At 65.4% G+C, this 14,651-nt stretch carries 14 protein-coding genes; 10 read left to right on the top strand and 4 right to left on the bottom strand.

All coding sequences use genetic code 11. The features are described from left to right. Positions 1-102 precede the first annotated feature (102 nt). Both QUV35_RS18750 and QUV35_RS18745 read right to left on the bottom strand, forming a co-directional pair. Positions 103-1,056 carry an MBL fold metallo-hydrolase gene (locus QUV35_RS18750; protein WP_300877373.1) on the bottom strand — a complete coding sequence of 318 codons (954 nt, stop codon included), beginning with the start codon at positions 1,054-1,056 and terminating at the stop codon, positions 103-105. A gap of 58 nt (positions 1,057-1,114) precedes the next feature. Next, a complete protein-coding gene (locus tag QUV35_RS18745; RefSeq protein ID WP_300877372.1) occupies positions 1,115-1,852 on the bottom strand; it encodes a hypothetical protein in 738 nt (245 codons plus the stop codon). A gap of 89 nt (positions 1,853-1,941) precedes the next feature. On the opposite strand from QUV35_RS18745, the gene QUV35_RS18740 reads away from it, so the two are divergent. Then, positions 1,942-2,940, top strand: coding sequence for an alpha/beta fold hydrolase (locus QUV35_RS18740; RefSeq protein WP_300877371.1), 999 nt, complete (start codon positions 1,942-1,944; stop codon positions 2,938-2,940). On the opposite strand, the gene phhA is transcribed toward QUV35_RS18740, so the two are convergent. Then, positions 2,862-3,716, bottom strand: coding sequence for a phenylalanine 4-monooxygenase (phhA, locus tag QUV35_RS18735; RefSeq protein ID WP_300877370.1), 855 nt, complete (start codon positions 3,714-3,716; stop codon positions 2,862-2,864). The two genes, QUV35_RS18740 and phhA, sit on opposite strands and share 79 nt — an antisense overlap. A gap of 11 nt (positions 3,717-3,727) precedes the next feature. Then, positions 3,728-4,858, bottom strand: a complete 1,131-nt coding sequence (gene hppD, locus QUV35_RS18730; protein ID WP_300877369.1) for a 4-hydroxyphenylpyruvate dioxygenase — start codon at positions 4,856-4,858, stop codon at positions 3,728-3,730. Positions 4,859-4,975: 117 nt separating this feature from the next. On the opposite strand from hppD, the gene QUV35_RS18725 reads away from it, so the two are divergent. The 9 genes from QUV35_RS18725 (at position 4,976) to QUV35_RS18685 (ending at position 14,598) form a co-directional block, all read left to right on the top strand. Continuing rightward, positions 4,976-5,449: an Lrp/AsnC family transcriptional regulator gene (locus QUV35_RS18725; RefSeq protein ID WP_300877368.1), complete on the top strand. Its 474-nt coding sequence runs from the start codon at positions 4,976-4,978 to the stop codon at positions 5,447-5,449. Positions 5,450-5,556: 107 nt separating this feature from the next. Then, positions 5,557-6,294, top strand: a complete 738-nt coding sequence (locus tag QUV35_RS18720; RefSeq protein WP_300877367.1) for a GNAT family N-acetyltransferase — start codon at positions 5,557-5,559, stop codon at positions 6,292-6,294. Between the two features lie 98 nt (positions 6,295-6,392). Next, entirely contained in the window at positions 6,393-7,259 is an 867-nt protein-coding gene (locus QUV35_RS18715; RefSeq protein WP_300877366.1) for a transporter associated domain-containing protein, read from the top strand. Positions 7,260-7,332: 73 nt separating this feature from the next. Further along, positions 7,333-9,168: an apolipoprotein N-acyltransferase gene (lnt, locus tag QUV35_RS18710; RefSeq protein ID WP_300877365.1), complete on the top strand. Its 1,836-nt coding sequence runs from the start codon at positions 7,333-7,335 to the stop codon at positions 9,166-9,168. A gap of 104 nt (positions 9,169-9,272) precedes the next feature. Further along, positions 9,273-10,193 (top strand): glycine--tRNA ligase subunit alpha, encoded by a 921-nt coding sequence (gene glyQ, locus QUV35_RS18705; RefSeq protein ID WP_300877364.1) that lies wholly within the window; start codon positions 9,273-9,275, stop codon positions 10,191-10,193. A gap of 21 nt (positions 10,194-10,214) precedes the next feature. Next, positions 10,215-12,347, top strand: coding sequence for a glycine--tRNA ligase subunit beta (glyS, locus tag QUV35_RS18700; RefSeq protein ID WP_300877363.1), 2,133 nt, complete (start codon positions 10,215-10,217; stop codon positions 12,345-12,347). Positions 12,348-12,354: 7 nt separating this feature from the next. Then, positions 12,355-12,939 carry a D-glycero-beta-D-manno-heptose 1,7-bisphosphate 7-phosphatase gene (gene gmhB / locus QUV35_RS18695; protein WP_300877362.1) on the top strand — a complete coding sequence of 195 codons (585 nt, stop codon included), beginning with the start codon at positions 12,355-12,357 and terminating at the stop codon, positions 12,937-12,939. A gap of 7 nt (positions 12,940-12,946) precedes the next feature. Further along, positions 12,947-13,696, top strand: coding sequence for a 1-acyl-sn-glycerol-3-phosphate acyltransferase (locus QUV35_RS18690; RefSeq protein ID WP_300877361.1), 750 nt, complete (start codon positions 12,947-12,949; stop codon positions 13,694-13,696). A gap of 8 nt (positions 13,697-13,704) precedes the next feature. Continuing rightward, complete coding sequence (locus QUV35_RS18685) at positions 13,705-14,598, top strand: SprT family zinc-dependent metalloprotease (protein WP_300877360.1); 894 nt, start codon at positions 13,705-13,707, stop codon at positions 14,596-14,598. Positions 14,599-14,651: the final 53 nt, after the last annotated feature.

Genomic DNA, 14,651 nt, shown 5'->3' with positions numbered 1-14,651 from the left:
CCAGCCCCCCAAACCCCCTCGTGCCTCACAGCACCTGGGGGTTTGGGCTTTGTGGAAGCCGATTTCTCGGCCACACGCAAACAGATTGGCCAGTGCGATCTGTCAGATGTTGATCAATTGGCCAGCAAGCACGCGCAAGACCTGGCGCGCAGCCAATTCCCCGATCAAGGATTCCAACGAACGGCGCATCGCATCGGGATCAGGGTCGGTCAATCCGCCCTCGATGCTGCGAATAAAGGGCGTTTTGACATACCAGGCGAGCATGTCCGACCAACTGACGGATTGCCACTCCAACAGCTTGAACTTGATGAGCACTTTGAGTGCGTGCCTGCGGTGCAGCTCTGGACTCTTCACGAACTGGTCGAGGCGACTGCGGGCCCGGGTCAGCGCGGCACCGACGTTTTGGAAGACCGAACCATGACCCGGAATGACGGTCTGCGGGTCGAGTGCCTCGATGAGGTCGAGCGTGGCGGCCACTTCGTCGAATGCATCGATGCCATCCAGTTCAGGGAAAACGATGCCGAAGCCGCTTTCCCACAGGGCATCCGCTGAAATCAAAACCCGGGTCGTGGGCTCAAACAGCACCACGGAGTGAGGGTCGTGCCCCTTGGCCGCGTGCACCTCCCATGCCATGTCGCCCAGCCTCATCGCCGTGCCGGGCGTCAAAAGCCCATGAAACGAAAAGCTCGGGCATGTTTGGCCGGTGGGTTCGTAGGTCAGGGCCACCGGGTCCCACTGAGCCACGGACTCCGCCTGCCCCGGTGGAATCCAGGTTTGCATGTCTTGAAAAGTCGCTTGCAGGGCCGCGTTGCCTCCGCAGTGATCGCTGTGCAGGTGGGTGTTGAGCAACATGTCGAGCGACTTGCCTTGAAGGGCATCCCGGACGAGGGCGCAGGTTTGCACGGAGTGACTGCTGTAGCCTGAGTCGACCAAGGCGGATGAGTCGACTCCCTGAATCAGCACGTTGTTGGAAGAGAGCCAACCGCGTTCGAAGACGGTGATTCCGATGCGCTGGAGCTGTGCCGCCAGCGCGAGATCTGCGCGAGGTTCACCCATGATGGGTTGGTGCTTTCTTCAAAGGTTCAGGGTCTGGCTGCAGTGCAGAGCGGCGGGATCAGGCGCCTCGACCGAGCTCATCTCTCAAGGCGCGACTGCACGCCGTCAGTTCCTCTTCAAACAAGGCCTCCACCCAACTTGACTCGCGTTGTGCGATGGTCTCGAGAAAAGGGCGGGCGTCTCCCAGTGCCGCAAAGGCATCAAATCCGCTCTCCAGGAAATGTTGCAACGCGTCGAGACCTGCTGCGCGCGCCGGGTTGCGCATCATGCGCAACCCCAGCCGCAGGCTTTTCATGCGCGTGAGACGCTGCAACTCCAGGCCCATGTGCTGCACAACTGCCAGTTGCCTGAGGCGTGATGCGCGGGCGCCTGTCCGTCGCCAACTCAGGATGTAGCGATTCTCGACGGGAAGGGACGTGTCCAGCGCCAGCCAGTGCTGAGCCAGCTCATGGTCGAGGACTTCGGTCAGTGCGTGGGTCTCGGCCAGGTCCACCGCGAGCTGTGCCACAGCCTCGGGAAACAGGCGCTCCAGTGCGCCGGCAATGCGTGCAAACTGCGCATCGCGCTGGACAAAGTCGTGGACACCGTACAGCTCGTCCAGAAAAAAACGGGTCGCCGGGGCATAGCGGACATGCCCGATAAAGTCTGTGTAGGTGCCCCGAAACCTGCGCGCCTGCAACCTTTTGATGTCGTCCACAGCCGACTGCAGGCCGTCGGCCTGCGCCTGGGCGCGCAACTGCGACACCCGTGCGAGATGCGTGCGAATGCGGTCTGAGGCGTTGGCGTTCGACATCATGAGGGGAAAGTCTAGCCCGCCAGCGAAACCCGGGGTGTCACGAAGGAACTGGGCGTGGACGATTTGCCCGCACATGCGATAGTTTGGCCATGGACCACAAGCCCGCTCCCCGACCTCACACGCAGGCCAAACCGCACGCAGCGTCATCTCTCGCCCGACTGCAACAGGTGTTGGTCGCCGGTGCCGTCACGCTGATTCTTCTCTGGGCCTGGTGGGCGGCGCCGGGCTACTCGCTGGCCAGCTTGGCCGGTCTGACCCTCATGGTCCTGGGCCATGCATGGGTCCTGGGCGTCGAGATTCTGGCTGCGGTGGTGGTCAATCGATCAGACGACTCACCGCGCGCCAGCGCAGCCGAGTGGGTCGGAGCCTGGTGGCAGGAAGTGAGGGTCGCGCCCAAGGTGTTCGCGTGGCGCCAACCGTTCTGCTGGCGAAATCTGCCCGACACCACCGAACGCTTGACGACGAGCGCGCCGGGCGTGGTGCTCATTCATGGATTCTTCTGCAACCGAGGGTTCTGGCTCCCGTGGATGGAGCGCCTGCGAAGCCTGGGGGTGCCCTACCTGTCGGTCAATCTGGAGCCGGTCTTCGGCTCGATCGATGACTACGTGCCGATCATCGAAGCTGCGGTGGCGGATGCCACGTTGTTGACGGGCAAGCCCCCGACACTCATTTGCCACAGCATGGGAGGGCTGGCGGCGCGAGCCTGGCTGGCAGCCACCCCGGGCGCGGCTCGCCGCATCGGCAAGGTCATCACCATCGGCACGCCGCACCGCGGCACCTGGCTGGCCCGTTTCAGCCACCTGGACAACGGTCGCCAGATGCGCCAAGACTGCGACTGGCAACAAGGGTTGGTGGCGCGCGAGCGGGCGCTTGACCCGCGCTGCAACGCCGATCGCTTTGTCTGCTGGTACAGCAACACCGACAACATCGTGTTTCCAGCGTCGACAGCCACTCTGCCCGGTGCCGACAACCGCCATGTGGCGGGCGCAGCCCACGTGGCGCTCGCGTTTCACCCCAGGGTGATGGAGGAGTCGCTGTCGATGCTGGCATCGGCCGCCAGCTCGCCCAGCGATCGCACCGCCGAATAAAGGGGGGCAAAGTCGGGAGCCGTCAGTTTGAACAACTGGTCGAAGCTGTCGATCACGAAGTAGGTGGCCTGATAGTCGTCGATCTTGTAGCGGGTGCGCATGCAGCGCAGCAGCTCCAGTGCGATTCTCCGAGGCGCCTGGTTGGTGACGCTGTGACGCAGTTCGCCCGACGAACTGAGAATCCCGGCGCCGTAGGCGCGCAAGCCATCGGGCTGCCGTATCAGACCGAACTCGATGGTGTACCAGTACAAACGCGAAAGCAGCTCGCCCGCGCCGAGGTCATGGGCCTTGAGGCCGCCTTCGCCGTAACGCTGAACGTAGTCGGCGAACACCGGATTGAACAGCAAGGGCACATGGCCAAACAGGTCGTGAAAGACGTCGGGCTCGACGATGTAATCAAACTCTTCGGGTTGACGGATCCAGTCGGTGACGGGAAAGCGCCGGTGCGCCAGCAAGTCGAAGAAGGGGCGTTCGGGAATCAGGCCCGGCACCGCCACCAGTTCCCAGCCGGTCGTGGGCCTGAGACGTTCGTTGATCTCTTCAAAGCGGGGAATCCGGTCACGAGCACCCAGCGAGGGCAGCGCTTCGATGAAGGCGTCGCAGGCCAGACCTGGCAACAGCGCGGTCTGTCGTTCGTAGAGGCGCCGGTAGGTGTCGTGGTCCGCTTCGGTGTAGGACGACCAGTCCTGCGGGCAGGTGTAGTCGGCACCAGCCCGCGCGTAGTCGCCACGGGGCGGACGCTCGCTCGCGCCATAGACAACAGGTTCAACGGCCATGACGTGGTCCTTCAGGCCTTGAGCACACCGCGGCGGACCTGGTCGAGTTCCATGGTCTCGAACAATGCCTTGAAGTTGCCCTCACCAAAGCCCTGGTTGCCCTTGCGCTGGATGAACTCGAAAAAGATCGGACCCAGTTGGTTCTCGCTGAAGATCTGAAGCAGCAACTCGCCCGGCGTGCCATCGACCAGAATGTTGCGCTGCTTCAGGGCTTGCACGTCTTCGCCGTGGTCGGGAATGCGCTTGGGCAACAGCTCGTAGTAGGTGTCGCTGGTGTTGAGCAGCTTCACGCCATGCATCTCCAGCGCATCCACCGTGTCGTAAAGGTTGGTCGAGCCCATGGCGATGTGCTGGATGCCCTCACCGTGGTATCGGTCCAGGTATTCCTGGATCTGACCCGCCTTCTCGTTGCCTTCTTCGTTGATCGGGATGCGGATCTTGCCGCAGGGGCTGGTCATGGCCTTGCTTTTCACGCCGGTGGCCTGGCCTTCGATGTCGAAGTAGCGCACCTCCCGGAAGTTGAACAGGCGCTCGTAGAAGCCGGCCCATTCGTCCATGCGCCCGCGATGCACGTTGTGCGTGAGGTGGTCGATGTAGGTCAGCCCATGCCCGGTTGGGTTGAGCTGTGCACCAGAGTCGCTGGCAATGGGCTGGAAGTCCACATCAAAGAAGCCGATGTTGCCGATGTCGCCGGTTCTGGCGCCGTTCTTGCCACGCCATTGGTCGATGAAATAGATGATCGAATCACCGATGCCCTTGATGGCCGGGATGTTCAACTCACCCGGGCCGGCCGACTGGGCATAGCCCCATGCGCCCAGTGAGATCGCTCGCTCGTAGGCTGCTTTCGCGTCCTCCACGCGAAAAGCGATCGCGCAGACGCTCGGGCCATGCAGGCGGGCAAAGCGCTGCGCAAAACTGTCGGGCTCCGCGTTGATGATGAAGTTGATCTCGCCCTGCCGGTACAGCGTCACGGCCTTGTGGCGGTGCCGCGCGATCGGCTTGAAGCCCATGCGCTCGAACAAGGCACCCATGGCCACGGGGTCCGGCGCGGCGTATTCGATGAACTCGAAGCCGTCCGTGCCCATGGGGTTCTCCCACTGGGCGGCGGCGGCACCGGTGGCGGTGGGCAAGCTGTCGTTCATGTCGGTCTCCGTTGGACGTGGGGCAAAGCGCCACTGTATCGGCGCAGCGTGTCACGATTCCGGCGTTTTGTGGCGTTCCGCTTGTCTGCATTGCAGGAAAGCTGCATAGTTCGCACCATGGAAGCATTGGACAAGCTGGATCGACACATCTTGCGCAGCCTGCAGGCCGACGGGCGCGCCACCTATGACCAGATCGCCGAGTCGGTGGGCCTGTCGCCCAGCGCGGTGCTGCGGCGGGTACGCCGGCTCGAGGAGTCGCAGGTCATCGACCGCTACGTCGCGCTGGTGCGTCCGGAAGCGGTTGGGCTGGGACTCACGGCCTACGTCAACGTTCGCCTGGAGAAGCACGCGGGCAGCGCCAAACGCAATCCCATGGATGTGTTCCGGGCCAGCGTCATGGCGTGGCCGGAAGTGGTTGAGTGCGCCGCACTCACCGGAGAGATGGACTTTCAGCTGCGCCTTGTCGTGGCCGACATGGCCGCGTATTCGCGTTTCATGATGGAAACCTTGCTCAAACACCCCAGCGTGCAGGACTGCAAGACCAGCTTCGTCATGGACCGGGTGAAAAGCACGACCGCCCTGCCGCTTTAAGCCCGGGCGAACGCGACCGACGGTCGTCTGTTGCCCGCCCATCGGGCGAGTACCCATTTAGGGACGTCAGTCCTTGTCGATATAGGGATAACCCTTACAGTCCTCCCATGGTCAATCCCACCCAATGGTTCAAGTCTGCAGCCCCGCGCGCACCGGCAACGGTGGGTGATGCTGCAACCACTGCGCGGGCTTCTGACGAGCGCCGCTTTCCATCCACCAGCGTGGTGGTGCCCATCCGGTCCATCGGCCCGGGGCAACACGACCGCATCCTGGCGCACCTGTTGGCACTGGAGCCCCACGACCGCTACCTTCGGTTCGGCTACGCCGCCAACGACGAGCAGATCACGCGTTACGTGGATCAGCTCAATTTCGAGCGTGACGAACTCTTCGGCATCTTCAACCGCCGGCTCGACCTGATCGCCATGGCCCATCTGGCCTTTTCGCTCGATCCCCAATACACCAGCTGCGCCGAATTCGGTGTGTCGGTGGCCAAGAGTGCGCGCGGGCGTGGCTACGGCAGCCGGCTGTTCGAGCGGGCTGTCATGCACGCTCGCAACGAAGGCGTGACGCAGTTGTTCATCCATGCACTGTCGGAGAACACCGCCATGCTCAAGATCGCGCGCCATGCCGGCGCCATCATCGAGCGCGACGGGTCCGAGTCCGAGGCACACCTCAGACTGCCGCCGGCAGATTTTGATTCGCGAGTGACCGAACTGGTCAACCAGCAAGTGGCCCTCACCGACTACCACCTCAAGGTTCAGGCCAAACAGTTCTGGGGGCTGTTGAACATGCTGCAGGACATCCGCCAGGGTGTGCGGGACGCCCGGGAGCGGGCGCGGGGCTGACTGAGCATCGAAGCCGCTGGCGGCATGGCCGCCTTTTTTGCTTTGAGTTCCCCGCTTGCGGTATCCTTTCGCACCGTTACAACCCCTCCCAACCTTCAGTGGCCGATTCCCCTCCCAGTGGTGGGCCGCAGCGCAGCCTGCGGCATGTCGACAAACGTGGTTTCCTGCAAAAGCTCGCGGAGTTCATCCATCCCGGGCCGGACTCCAAGGACGAACTGATCGAAACCCTCGCCGACGCCGAGGACAACGACATCATCAACGCCGAGTCCCGGGTGATGCTCGAGGGTGTCATCCGCATCGCCGACATGACCGCCGGCGACGTGATGGTGGCCACACCCCGCATGGATGTTCTGGACATCAATGCGCCCTACGACGAACTCCTGCACCTGGTCATCGACACCGCGCACTCGCGCTTTCCGGTGTTCGAAGGGGAGCGCGAAAACATCATCGGCATCTTGCTGGCCAAAGACCTGCTCAAGCTGCAGCGCGCGCCCGAACTCAACATTCGCGCCCTGTTGCGACCGGCCACCTTCGTGCCCGAGACCAAGGGGCTCAACGATCTGTTGCGGGAATTCCGGGGCAACCGCAACCACCTCGCCATCGTGATCGATGAGTTCGGCCGCGTGGCCGGCCTCATCACCATCGAAGACGTGCTCGAGGAAATCGTCGGCGAGATCGAAGACGAGTTCGATGTGGCCGAGGACGAGGGCGATATCTTTGCCCTGGCCGACAGCACCTGGCGCGTCAGTGGCGACACGCCGATCGAGCGCATCAACGAGTCCTTCGGCCTGAAACTGCCCGAAGTCGACTTCGACACCATCGGCGGCATGATCGCCCACGCCATGGGCCATGTGCCCAAGCGCGGCGAGGTGCACGAGCTTGACGGTCTGCGCTTCACCGTGCTGCACACCAAGGGTGGCGCCGTGAAGTGGTTCAAGGTCCTGCCCGTCCCGGCCGAACCCTGAGGTCGGCCCCGAGCCCGCCCGGTCTATGCGCAGCCTGTTCGGATCGCTTCACACCCCGTCGAGCTTCAACCCGATGAGCCGCCGCCCCCCGGGACGCAGCGCCCGAGGCAGCGGATTTTTCTGGTTCTGCCTCTGCCTGCTCGGCGGCGCGTTGCAGGCCGCGGCCATTGCGTGGCCACTGACCGGGTGGAGCCTGCCCGGCACCCAAACCGGTCAGCCCAGCGGCTTCTGGCAGATCGTCTCGCTGTCCCTGCTCGTTCTCGCCCTGCAATATGCGACCCGTGTGGGGCAGGCGGCTTGGCGGGGCTGGATCTTTTCCACCGTGTGGTTGTCCGGCACCTTCTGGTGGCTGTTCATTTCCCTGCACACCTATGGCGGCTTGTCGGCCTGGCTGGCTGTGCTGGCTGTGCTGGCGCTGGCCGGCCTGCTGTCGATCTACTACGCGGTGGCTGTCGGCCTGCTGTGCAGCTGGGCCCCGGTCTCGCGCACCGCACAGGCCCTGTTGTTCGCCTCGCTCTGGACCTTGGCGGAGTTGGCCCGGGGGCATTGGTTCACCGGCTTTCCCTGGGGTGCCGGCGGCTATGCGCAAGTCGATCTGATGGCCCCCTGGGCGCCACTGGTCGGTGTCTACGGCATGGGTTTCCTGGCAGCGATCCTGGCCTACGCGCTGGCGTCCATCGTCTCGGGGCTGTGGCGGCGACTGAGCCTCTGGATGCTGTCGCCGGTCAGCCGTCCCGCGCGCACCGGCGTGGCAGGCCACATGGCGGCCCAAGGCGCCCGGGTGCAGGCCCGGGTGGTGCCGGGGCTGACCGACGGCCTCTGGGGCATGGTGCGCTCGGCGCTCTTGCTGGCCATCGTGGGCGGCTTGCTCGTGAGCATGCTCGGTGGTGGGCAGGCGTGGCGAACGCTCGGCCAGCGCGGCACCAGCGGCGCCGGTGAGCTTCGGGTGTGGCTGTTGCAAGGCAACATTGCGCAGGACCAGAAGTTCGAGCCCGGCACAGGCATCGCGCAGGCCCTGTTCTGGTACCCGCAGCAGATCGGTCAGGCGGTGGAGGCCGCGCGCGCCAACCCGGCGACCGGTCCACAGCTGGTGGTGGCTCCCGAAACCGCGTTCCCCTTGCTGCCCGACCAGCTGGGTGCCGAGTTCTGGAGACCGCTGCTCGGCAAGCTGGCTGAACAGCCTGCCGGTGGCACCAGTGCACTGGTCGGTTTGCCTCTGGGCAGCCTGCAAGAGGGGTACACCAATTCGGTGTGGGGCCTGAGCCCCGACAGCGCCGCGAAGGCGCGGGACCGGGTCGATGTGCCCGGGGCCATGGCATCCGGCCTCTACCGCTACGACAAGAACCACCTGGTGCCGTTTGGCGAATTCATCCCGCCCCTGTTTCGCTGGTTCACCGATCTCTTGAACATTCCGCTCGGGGATTTCAACCGCGGTGGTCTGGCCCAGGCCCCGTGGACGGTGGCCGGACAACGCGTCTCGCCCAACATCTGCTTCGAAGACCTGTTCGGCGAGGAACTGGCGGCCTCGTTCACCGACGAGGCCACCGCACCCAGCGTGCTGATCAACCTCAGCAACATCGCCTGGTTCGGTGACTCGGTCGCCATCGACCAGCACTTGCAGATCTCGCGCCTGCGGGCCATGGAACTGGGACGGCCCATGCTGCGCGCCACCAACACCGGCGCCACCGCCGTCATCGACCACACCGGTGCCGTCACGCACCAGCTCGACCGGCTCACCCGCGGCCGGCTGGAGGCCACCGTGCAGGGCCGCCACGGCACCACGCCGTACGCCCGCTGGACGGCGCGCTGGGGTCTGATGCCGATGTGGATCGGATGCGTGCTGCTGGTGCTGCTGATCGCCTCGCTGCGCGGCCTGGGTCGGCGGGGTGGACGCACCCGTCGCCGCTGACACCGGTGTCGGGCCGGCGGCGTGGGCTGCGCCCGTAAAATCGCGCTTTGCGCAGCCGGGATCGGCGCGCTCTCGTTCATCTTTCGCGGCCCGCGCGCCAGCCCATGTTGACCTTCCAGCAAATCATTCTGAAACTCCAGTCCTACTGGGACGCCCAGGGCTGCGCGCTGCTGCAGCCCTACGACATGGAGGTGGGCGCGGGCACCAGCCACACCGCCACCTTCCTGCGTGCGCTCGGCCCCGAGCCGTGGAAAGCCGCCTATGTTCAGCCCAGCCGACGCCCCAAGGACGGTCGCTATGGCGAGAATCCCAACCGCCTGCAGCACTACTACCAGTACCAGGTCGTGCTCAAGCCTGCGCCGAGCAACATCCTCGAGCTCTATCTGGGCAGCCTGGAGGCGCTGGGCTTCGACCTGAAAAAGAACGACATCCGTTTCGTGGAAGACGATTGGGAAAACCCCACGCTCGGCGCATGGGGCCTGGGCTGGGAAGTCTGGCTCAACGGCATGGAAGTCACGCAGTTCACCTACTTCCAGCAGGTCGGCGGCATCGACTGCAGGCCCATCACCGGCGAAATCACCTACGGCCTGGAGCGCCTGGCCATGTACCTGCAGGGCGTGGACAACGTCTACGACCTGGTGTGGACGAAACGCGCTGACGGCTCCAGTCTCAGCTATGGCGACGTGTACCTGCAGAACGAAAAGGAGCAGTCGGCCTACAACTTCGAGCACAGCGACGCCGACTTTCTGTTCACGGCCTTCACCGCACACGAGAAACAGGCCAGGCACCTGATGGAGCAGCAACTCGCACTGCCGGCGTACGAGCAGGTGCTCAAGTGCGCGCACAGCTTCAACCTGCTGGATGCGCGTGGCGCCATCAGCGTGACCGAGCGCGCGGCCTACATCGGGCGCATCCGCAACCTCGCGCGGGGCGTGGCGCAGAGCTACTACGAGAGCCGCGAGCGCCTGGGATTCCCCATGGCGCCGCGCGAGTGGGTCGACCAGATGGTGAAGAAGGCCGCGTGAGCGCCCGGAGAAAGAACAAGAATGACCGCACAGAACCTGCTCGTCGAGCTGTTTGTAGAAGAACTCCCCCCGAAGGCACTGAAAAAACTCGGCGATGCGTTTGCCACGGTGCTGGCTGAACAACTCCAGTCCCAGGGCCTGGCCGGTGCCGATGCGGTGGTGACGGCGTTTGCCTCGCCGCGCCGCCTGGCCGCGCATGTCACTGGCGTGTTGAGCCGTGCGGCCGACAAGGCCGTGTCACAAAAGCTCATGCCGGTGAGCGTGGGCCTGGACGCCAGCGGCCAGCCCACACCCGCGCTGCTCAAGCGCCTGGGCGCGCTCGGTGCCGATGCGTCGGCCGTGGCCGGCCTCAAGCGTGCGCCCGACGGCAAGGCCGAAGCGCTGTTTTACGAGAGCGTGGCGCCCGGAGTTGAACTGGCTGCGGGCTTGCAGAAGGCGCTGGACGAATCGCTGGCCAAGCTGCCGATCCCCAAGGTCATGACGTACCAACTGGAGACCGACTGCGAGCTGCCCGGCTGGACCAGCGTGAATTTCGTGCGCCCCGCACACGGCCTGGTCGCGCTGCACGGCAGCAGCGTGGTGCCGGTGAAGGCGCTGGGGCTGAGCTCGGGCAACACCACGCAGGGTCACCGCTTTGAGGCGGCGGTGTCGCCGGTGGTGCTGAAAGACGCCGACAGCTACGCGGCCACACTCGCCGCGGACGGCGCGGTGATCGCCTCGTTCGCCGAACGCAAGGCCGAGATTGCGCGCCAGCTCGCCGCCGCTGCGGCCAAGGTGGGCGGGGGCTGCAAGCCCATTGAAGACGACGCGCTGCTCGACGAGGTGACCGCGCTCGTCGAGCGACCCAATGTGCTCGTCTGCGAGTTCGAAAGCCAGTTCCTCGGCGTGCCGCAGGAATGCCTGATCCTCACGATGAAGGCCAACCAGAAGTACTTTCCGCTGCTCGATGCGGCGGGCAGGTTGACGAACAAGTTCCTGGTGGTGAGCAACATCAGCCCCACCGATGCGAGCGCGGTGACCGGCGGCAACGAGCGCGTGGTGCGCCCGCGCCTGGCCGATGCCAAGTTCTTCTTCGACCAGGACCGCAAGAAGACCCTGGCCTCGCGTGTCGAGGGCTTGGGCAAGGTGGTCTATCACAACAAGCTGGGCACGCAGGGTGAGCGCACGGAGCGGGTGCGGGCGATTGCGCGGGCCATCGGCCAGCAGCTCGGTGGCGACCTGTTGGCAACAAGTGCCGACACCGCAGCCCGGCTCGCCAAGACCGACCTGCTGACCGACATGGTGGGCGAGTTCCCCGAGCTGCAGGGCACCATGGGCCGCTACTACGCGCTGCATGACGGTGAGACCGAGGAGGTTGCGAGTGCCATAGAGGATCACTACAAGCCACGTTTTGCGGGCGATGAACTGCCGCGCAACACGACGGGTGTGGTGGTGGCGCTGGCCGACAAGCTGGAGACGCTGGTCGGCATGTTCGGCATTGGCAACGTGCCCACCGGAGACAAGGATCCGTTCGCGTTGCGCCGTCATGCGCTGGGCGTGATCCGGATGTTGATCGACAAAGACCTGCAGCTGGAGCTGCCCATGCTGCTCGATGCGTGCTACAGCGCGTTTGGCGACAAGCTCCCGGCCGATCGGGCTGAGCCTGTCGAAGCCCTCGCCGGTTTCATCCATGACCGCCTCGCGGGGAGCCTGCGCGAGCAGGGCGGTACCGCGCAGGAGGTCGACGCTGTGCTCGCATTGAAACCCCAGCGCCTGGGTGACGTGCCCAAACGCTTGTCCGCCGTCCGCGCCTTCGCCGCCCTGCCCGAAGCCCCCGCTCTCGCCGCTGCCAACAAACGCATCGGCAACATTCTCAAGAAGTCCGAAGCGACGGGGGCGGTCGTGGACGCGGCGTTGTTCGTCGAAACAGCCGAGAAGAATCTGTTTGCCGCCATGCAGTCCACCGTGCCAGCCGCCAATGCGAAGTTCGACGCGGGCGACTACACCGGGTCCCTGCAGGCCCTCGCCGCGCTGCGCATGCCCGTCGACGCCTTCTTCGACGGCGTCATGGTCAACGCCGATGACGCTGCGCTCAAGGCCAACCGCCTGGGTCTGCTCAAACAGCTGCACGACGCCATGAACCGCGTGGCCGACCTCTCGCGCCTCGCCACCTGAGACCGCCATGAGACTCCTCATCCTCGACCGCGACGGTACGCTCAACCGCAGCCGCGACGACCACGTCGCTTCGCCGGACGAGTGGGAGGCGCTGCCCGGTGCGCTCGAAGCGGTGGCACGGCTCAACCAGGGCGGCTGGCGCGTGGTGCTGGCCACCAACCAGTCGGGCATCGGGCGTGGCCTGTTCGACATGGCCTCGCTCAATGCCATCCACGCCAAGATGCACCGAAAGCTCGCGGCGGCCGGTGCGCGGGTGGAGGCGGTGTTTTTCTGCCCGCACGCGCCCGACGAGGCCTGCACCTGCCGCAAGCCGCTGCCCGGCCTGTTCACCCAGATCGGTGAACGTTTCGGTGTGTCCCTGGCCGCGGTACCGGCGGCCGGCAACGCGTTGCGGCATGTCAAGGCCGCTGCCGCCGCCGGCTGCCCGGCCCACCTGCTGCTCACCGGCCAGTCCGAGCACCTGCGCGGCCGCGTGGGCCTGGGATCGGACGCCGATCTCGCCGCGCTGGCACCCGACCTGCCCGCCGGCACCCACATCCACGACGATCTCGGTGCCTTTGCCGACTGGTTGCTCGCGCAACCCACCACCTGAGCCCGCCATGTACCTTCTCCACCTCCTGCGCTCGATCGTGCACACGCTGTTCATGGCCATCACGGTGGTGCCTTGGGCGCTTGCGGTGCTGATCGCGGCCCCCTTTCTCAACAGCACGCAGATCTACTGGATGTGCGCCGGCTGGCTGAAGCTCGCGGTCAACGGGGGCACGGTCATCCTCGGCATCAAGAACCAGGTGATCGGGTTCGAAAACCTGCCGGTGGGCAGCACCGCGCCGGCCGTCCTGCTGGTCAAGCACCAGTCGACCTGGGAAACCTTCTGCATGCCCGCGCTCATGCCGCACCCGCTGGCCTATGTGTTCAAGAAAGAACTGCTCTACGTGCCGTTTTTCGGCTGGGCCATGGGCCGCATGGACATGATCCACATCGACCGCAGCAAGCGCGCCCAGGCGTTCAACAAGGTCGTCGAGCAAGGCCAGCGCCTGCTCAACCAGGGCACCTGGGTGATCATGTTTCCCGAAGGCACGCGCATCCCGCGCGGCCAGACGGGCACCTACAAGAGCGGCGGCACGCGCCTGGCGGTGGAGACCGGTGCGCCGGTGATCCCGATCGCCGTGACCTCGGCCAAGTGCTGGCCCCGCAAGGCCTTCGTGAAGAAGCCGGGCACGGTGGAGTTCTCCATCGGCAAGCCCATCCCCAGCCAGGGCCGCGAGCCCGACGAGCTGATGCGCGAGGTCGAGGCCTGGATCGAGGCGGAAATGCGCCGGCTCGACCCGACGGCCTATCCGCAGGGCTGAGCCAGGCCATGCAGCGCTTTCTTCAGCTGGCGCTCGATTTCCTCGGCGGCCCCGATCCCGAGCCGCGGCAGCCCGCAGCAGTACCGCGTCCCGACCTGGCCGCTGAGCCGGCTCTGACCATGACCCAGGTGTTCCAGCCCGCCGCCTGGCACCACCCGCGCGCCAACCGCACCTTGCGCCTGGGATCGTGCGACGTGGCCTACGAATTCAAGCGCGGCAAACGCCGCACCATCGGCCTGTCGGTGAGCCCGGACGGCCTGAGCGTGAGCGCGCCACGCTGGACGCCGGTCGGCGAGGTCGAGGCGCTGCTGCACGACAAGTCGGCCTGGGTGCTGGAGAAGCTGCAAAGCGCGCGCGAACGCGCCAGCGATCTGGCGCAGGCCCGCATCACCTGGGCCGACGGCGCCGAGTTCGACTACCTGGGCGAGCGCCTGCGGCTGGTGCTCGATCCGGCGCATGGGTTCACGCAGGTGGGCGCGGTCTTCGAGGCGGCAACCAGCCCTGGTGCGCTGGCCACGCTGCGCCTGGGTCTGGCGGGCAACGCCGTCGAGTCGCAGATCCGCGACGCCGCACAGGCCTGGCTGATGAAACAGGCCAAGGCCTTGTTCGCGCAGCGGCTGGACCACTTTGCGCCGCAACTCGGCGTGCGCTATTCGAAGCTGCGCCTCTCGAGCGCCGGCACGCGCTGGGGCAGCGCCAGCGCCGACGGCACGATCCGCCTGAACTGGCGGCTGATCCACCTCAAGCTGGAGATGGTCGACTACGTGGTGGTGCACGAGCTCAGCCACCTGCACCACATGGACCACAGCCCGCAGTTCTGGGACGTGGTGGCCAGCGTCATGCCCGACCACGCGTCAAGGCGCAAGGCGCTGCGCAGCGCGGCCGTGCCGCTGGGCGAGTGACTAGATGTGAAGAGTCAAGAGGTTGTTTCTTGACGAGCTGAGTCTGGACATGG

This window comes from Hydrogenophaga sp. (genome assembly GCF_030373225.1).
GTDB lineage: Bacteria > Pseudomonadota > Gammaproteobacteria > Burkholderiales > Burkholderiaceae_C > Hydrogenophaga.
This window is presented reverse-complemented; position numbering and strand designations above follow the sequence as displayed.

What these genes read in the sequence shown, in the direction of transcription:
- QUV35_RS18750 (WP_300877373.1), bottom strand. Translation starts at nt 1,056, where the DNA reads ATGGGTGAACCTCGCGCAGATCTCGCGCTGGCGGCACAGCTCCAGCGC.
- QUV35_RS18745 (WP_300877372.1), bottom strand. Translation starts at nt 1,852, where the DNA reads ATGATGTCGAACGCCAACGCCTCAGACCGCATTCGCACGCATCTCGCA.
- QUV35_RS18740 (WP_300877371.1), top strand. Translation starts at nt 1,942, where the DNA reads ATGGACCACAAGCCCGCTCCCCGACCTCACACGCAGGCCAAACCGCAC.
- phhA (WP_300877370.1), bottom strand. Translation starts at nt 3,716, where the DNA reads ATGGCCGTTGAACCTGTTGTCTATGGCGCGAGCGAGCGTCCGCCCCGT.
- hppD (WP_300877369.1), bottom strand. Translation starts at nt 4,858, where the DNA reads ATGAACGACAGCTTGCCCACCGCCACCGGTGCCGCCGCCGCCCAGTGG.
- QUV35_RS18725 (WP_300877368.1), top strand. Translation starts at nt 4,976, where the DNA reads ATGGAAGCATTGGACAAGCTGGATCGACACATCTTGCGCAGCCTGCAG.
- QUV35_RS18720 (WP_300877367.1), top strand. Translation starts at nt 5,557, where the DNA reads ATGGTCAATCCCACCCAATGGTTCAAGTCTGCAGCCCCGCGCGCACCG.
- lnt (WP_300877365.1), top strand. Translation starts at nt 7,333, where the DNA reads ATGAGCCGCCGCCCCCCGGGACGCAGCGCCCGAGGCAGCGGATTTTTC.
- glyQ (WP_300877364.1), top strand. Translation starts at nt 9,273, where the DNA reads ATGTTGACCTTCCAGCAAATCATTCTGAAACTCCAGTCCTACTGGGAC.
- glyS (WP_300877363.1), top strand. Translation starts at nt 10,215, where the DNA reads ATGACCGCACAGAACCTGCTCGTCGAGCTGTTTGTAGAAGAACTCCCC.
- gmhB (WP_300877362.1), top strand. Translation starts at nt 12,355, where the DNA reads ATGAGACTCCTCATCCTCGACCGCGACGGTACGCTCAACCGCAGCCGC.
- QUV35_RS18690 (WP_300877361.1), top strand. Translation starts at nt 12,947, where the DNA reads ATGTACCTTCTCCACCTCCTGCGCTCGATCGTGCACACGCTGTTCATG.
- QUV35_RS18685 (WP_300877360.1), top strand. Translation starts at nt 13,705, where the DNA reads ATGCAGCGCTTTCTTCAGCTGGCGCTCGATTTCCTCGGCGGCCCCGAT.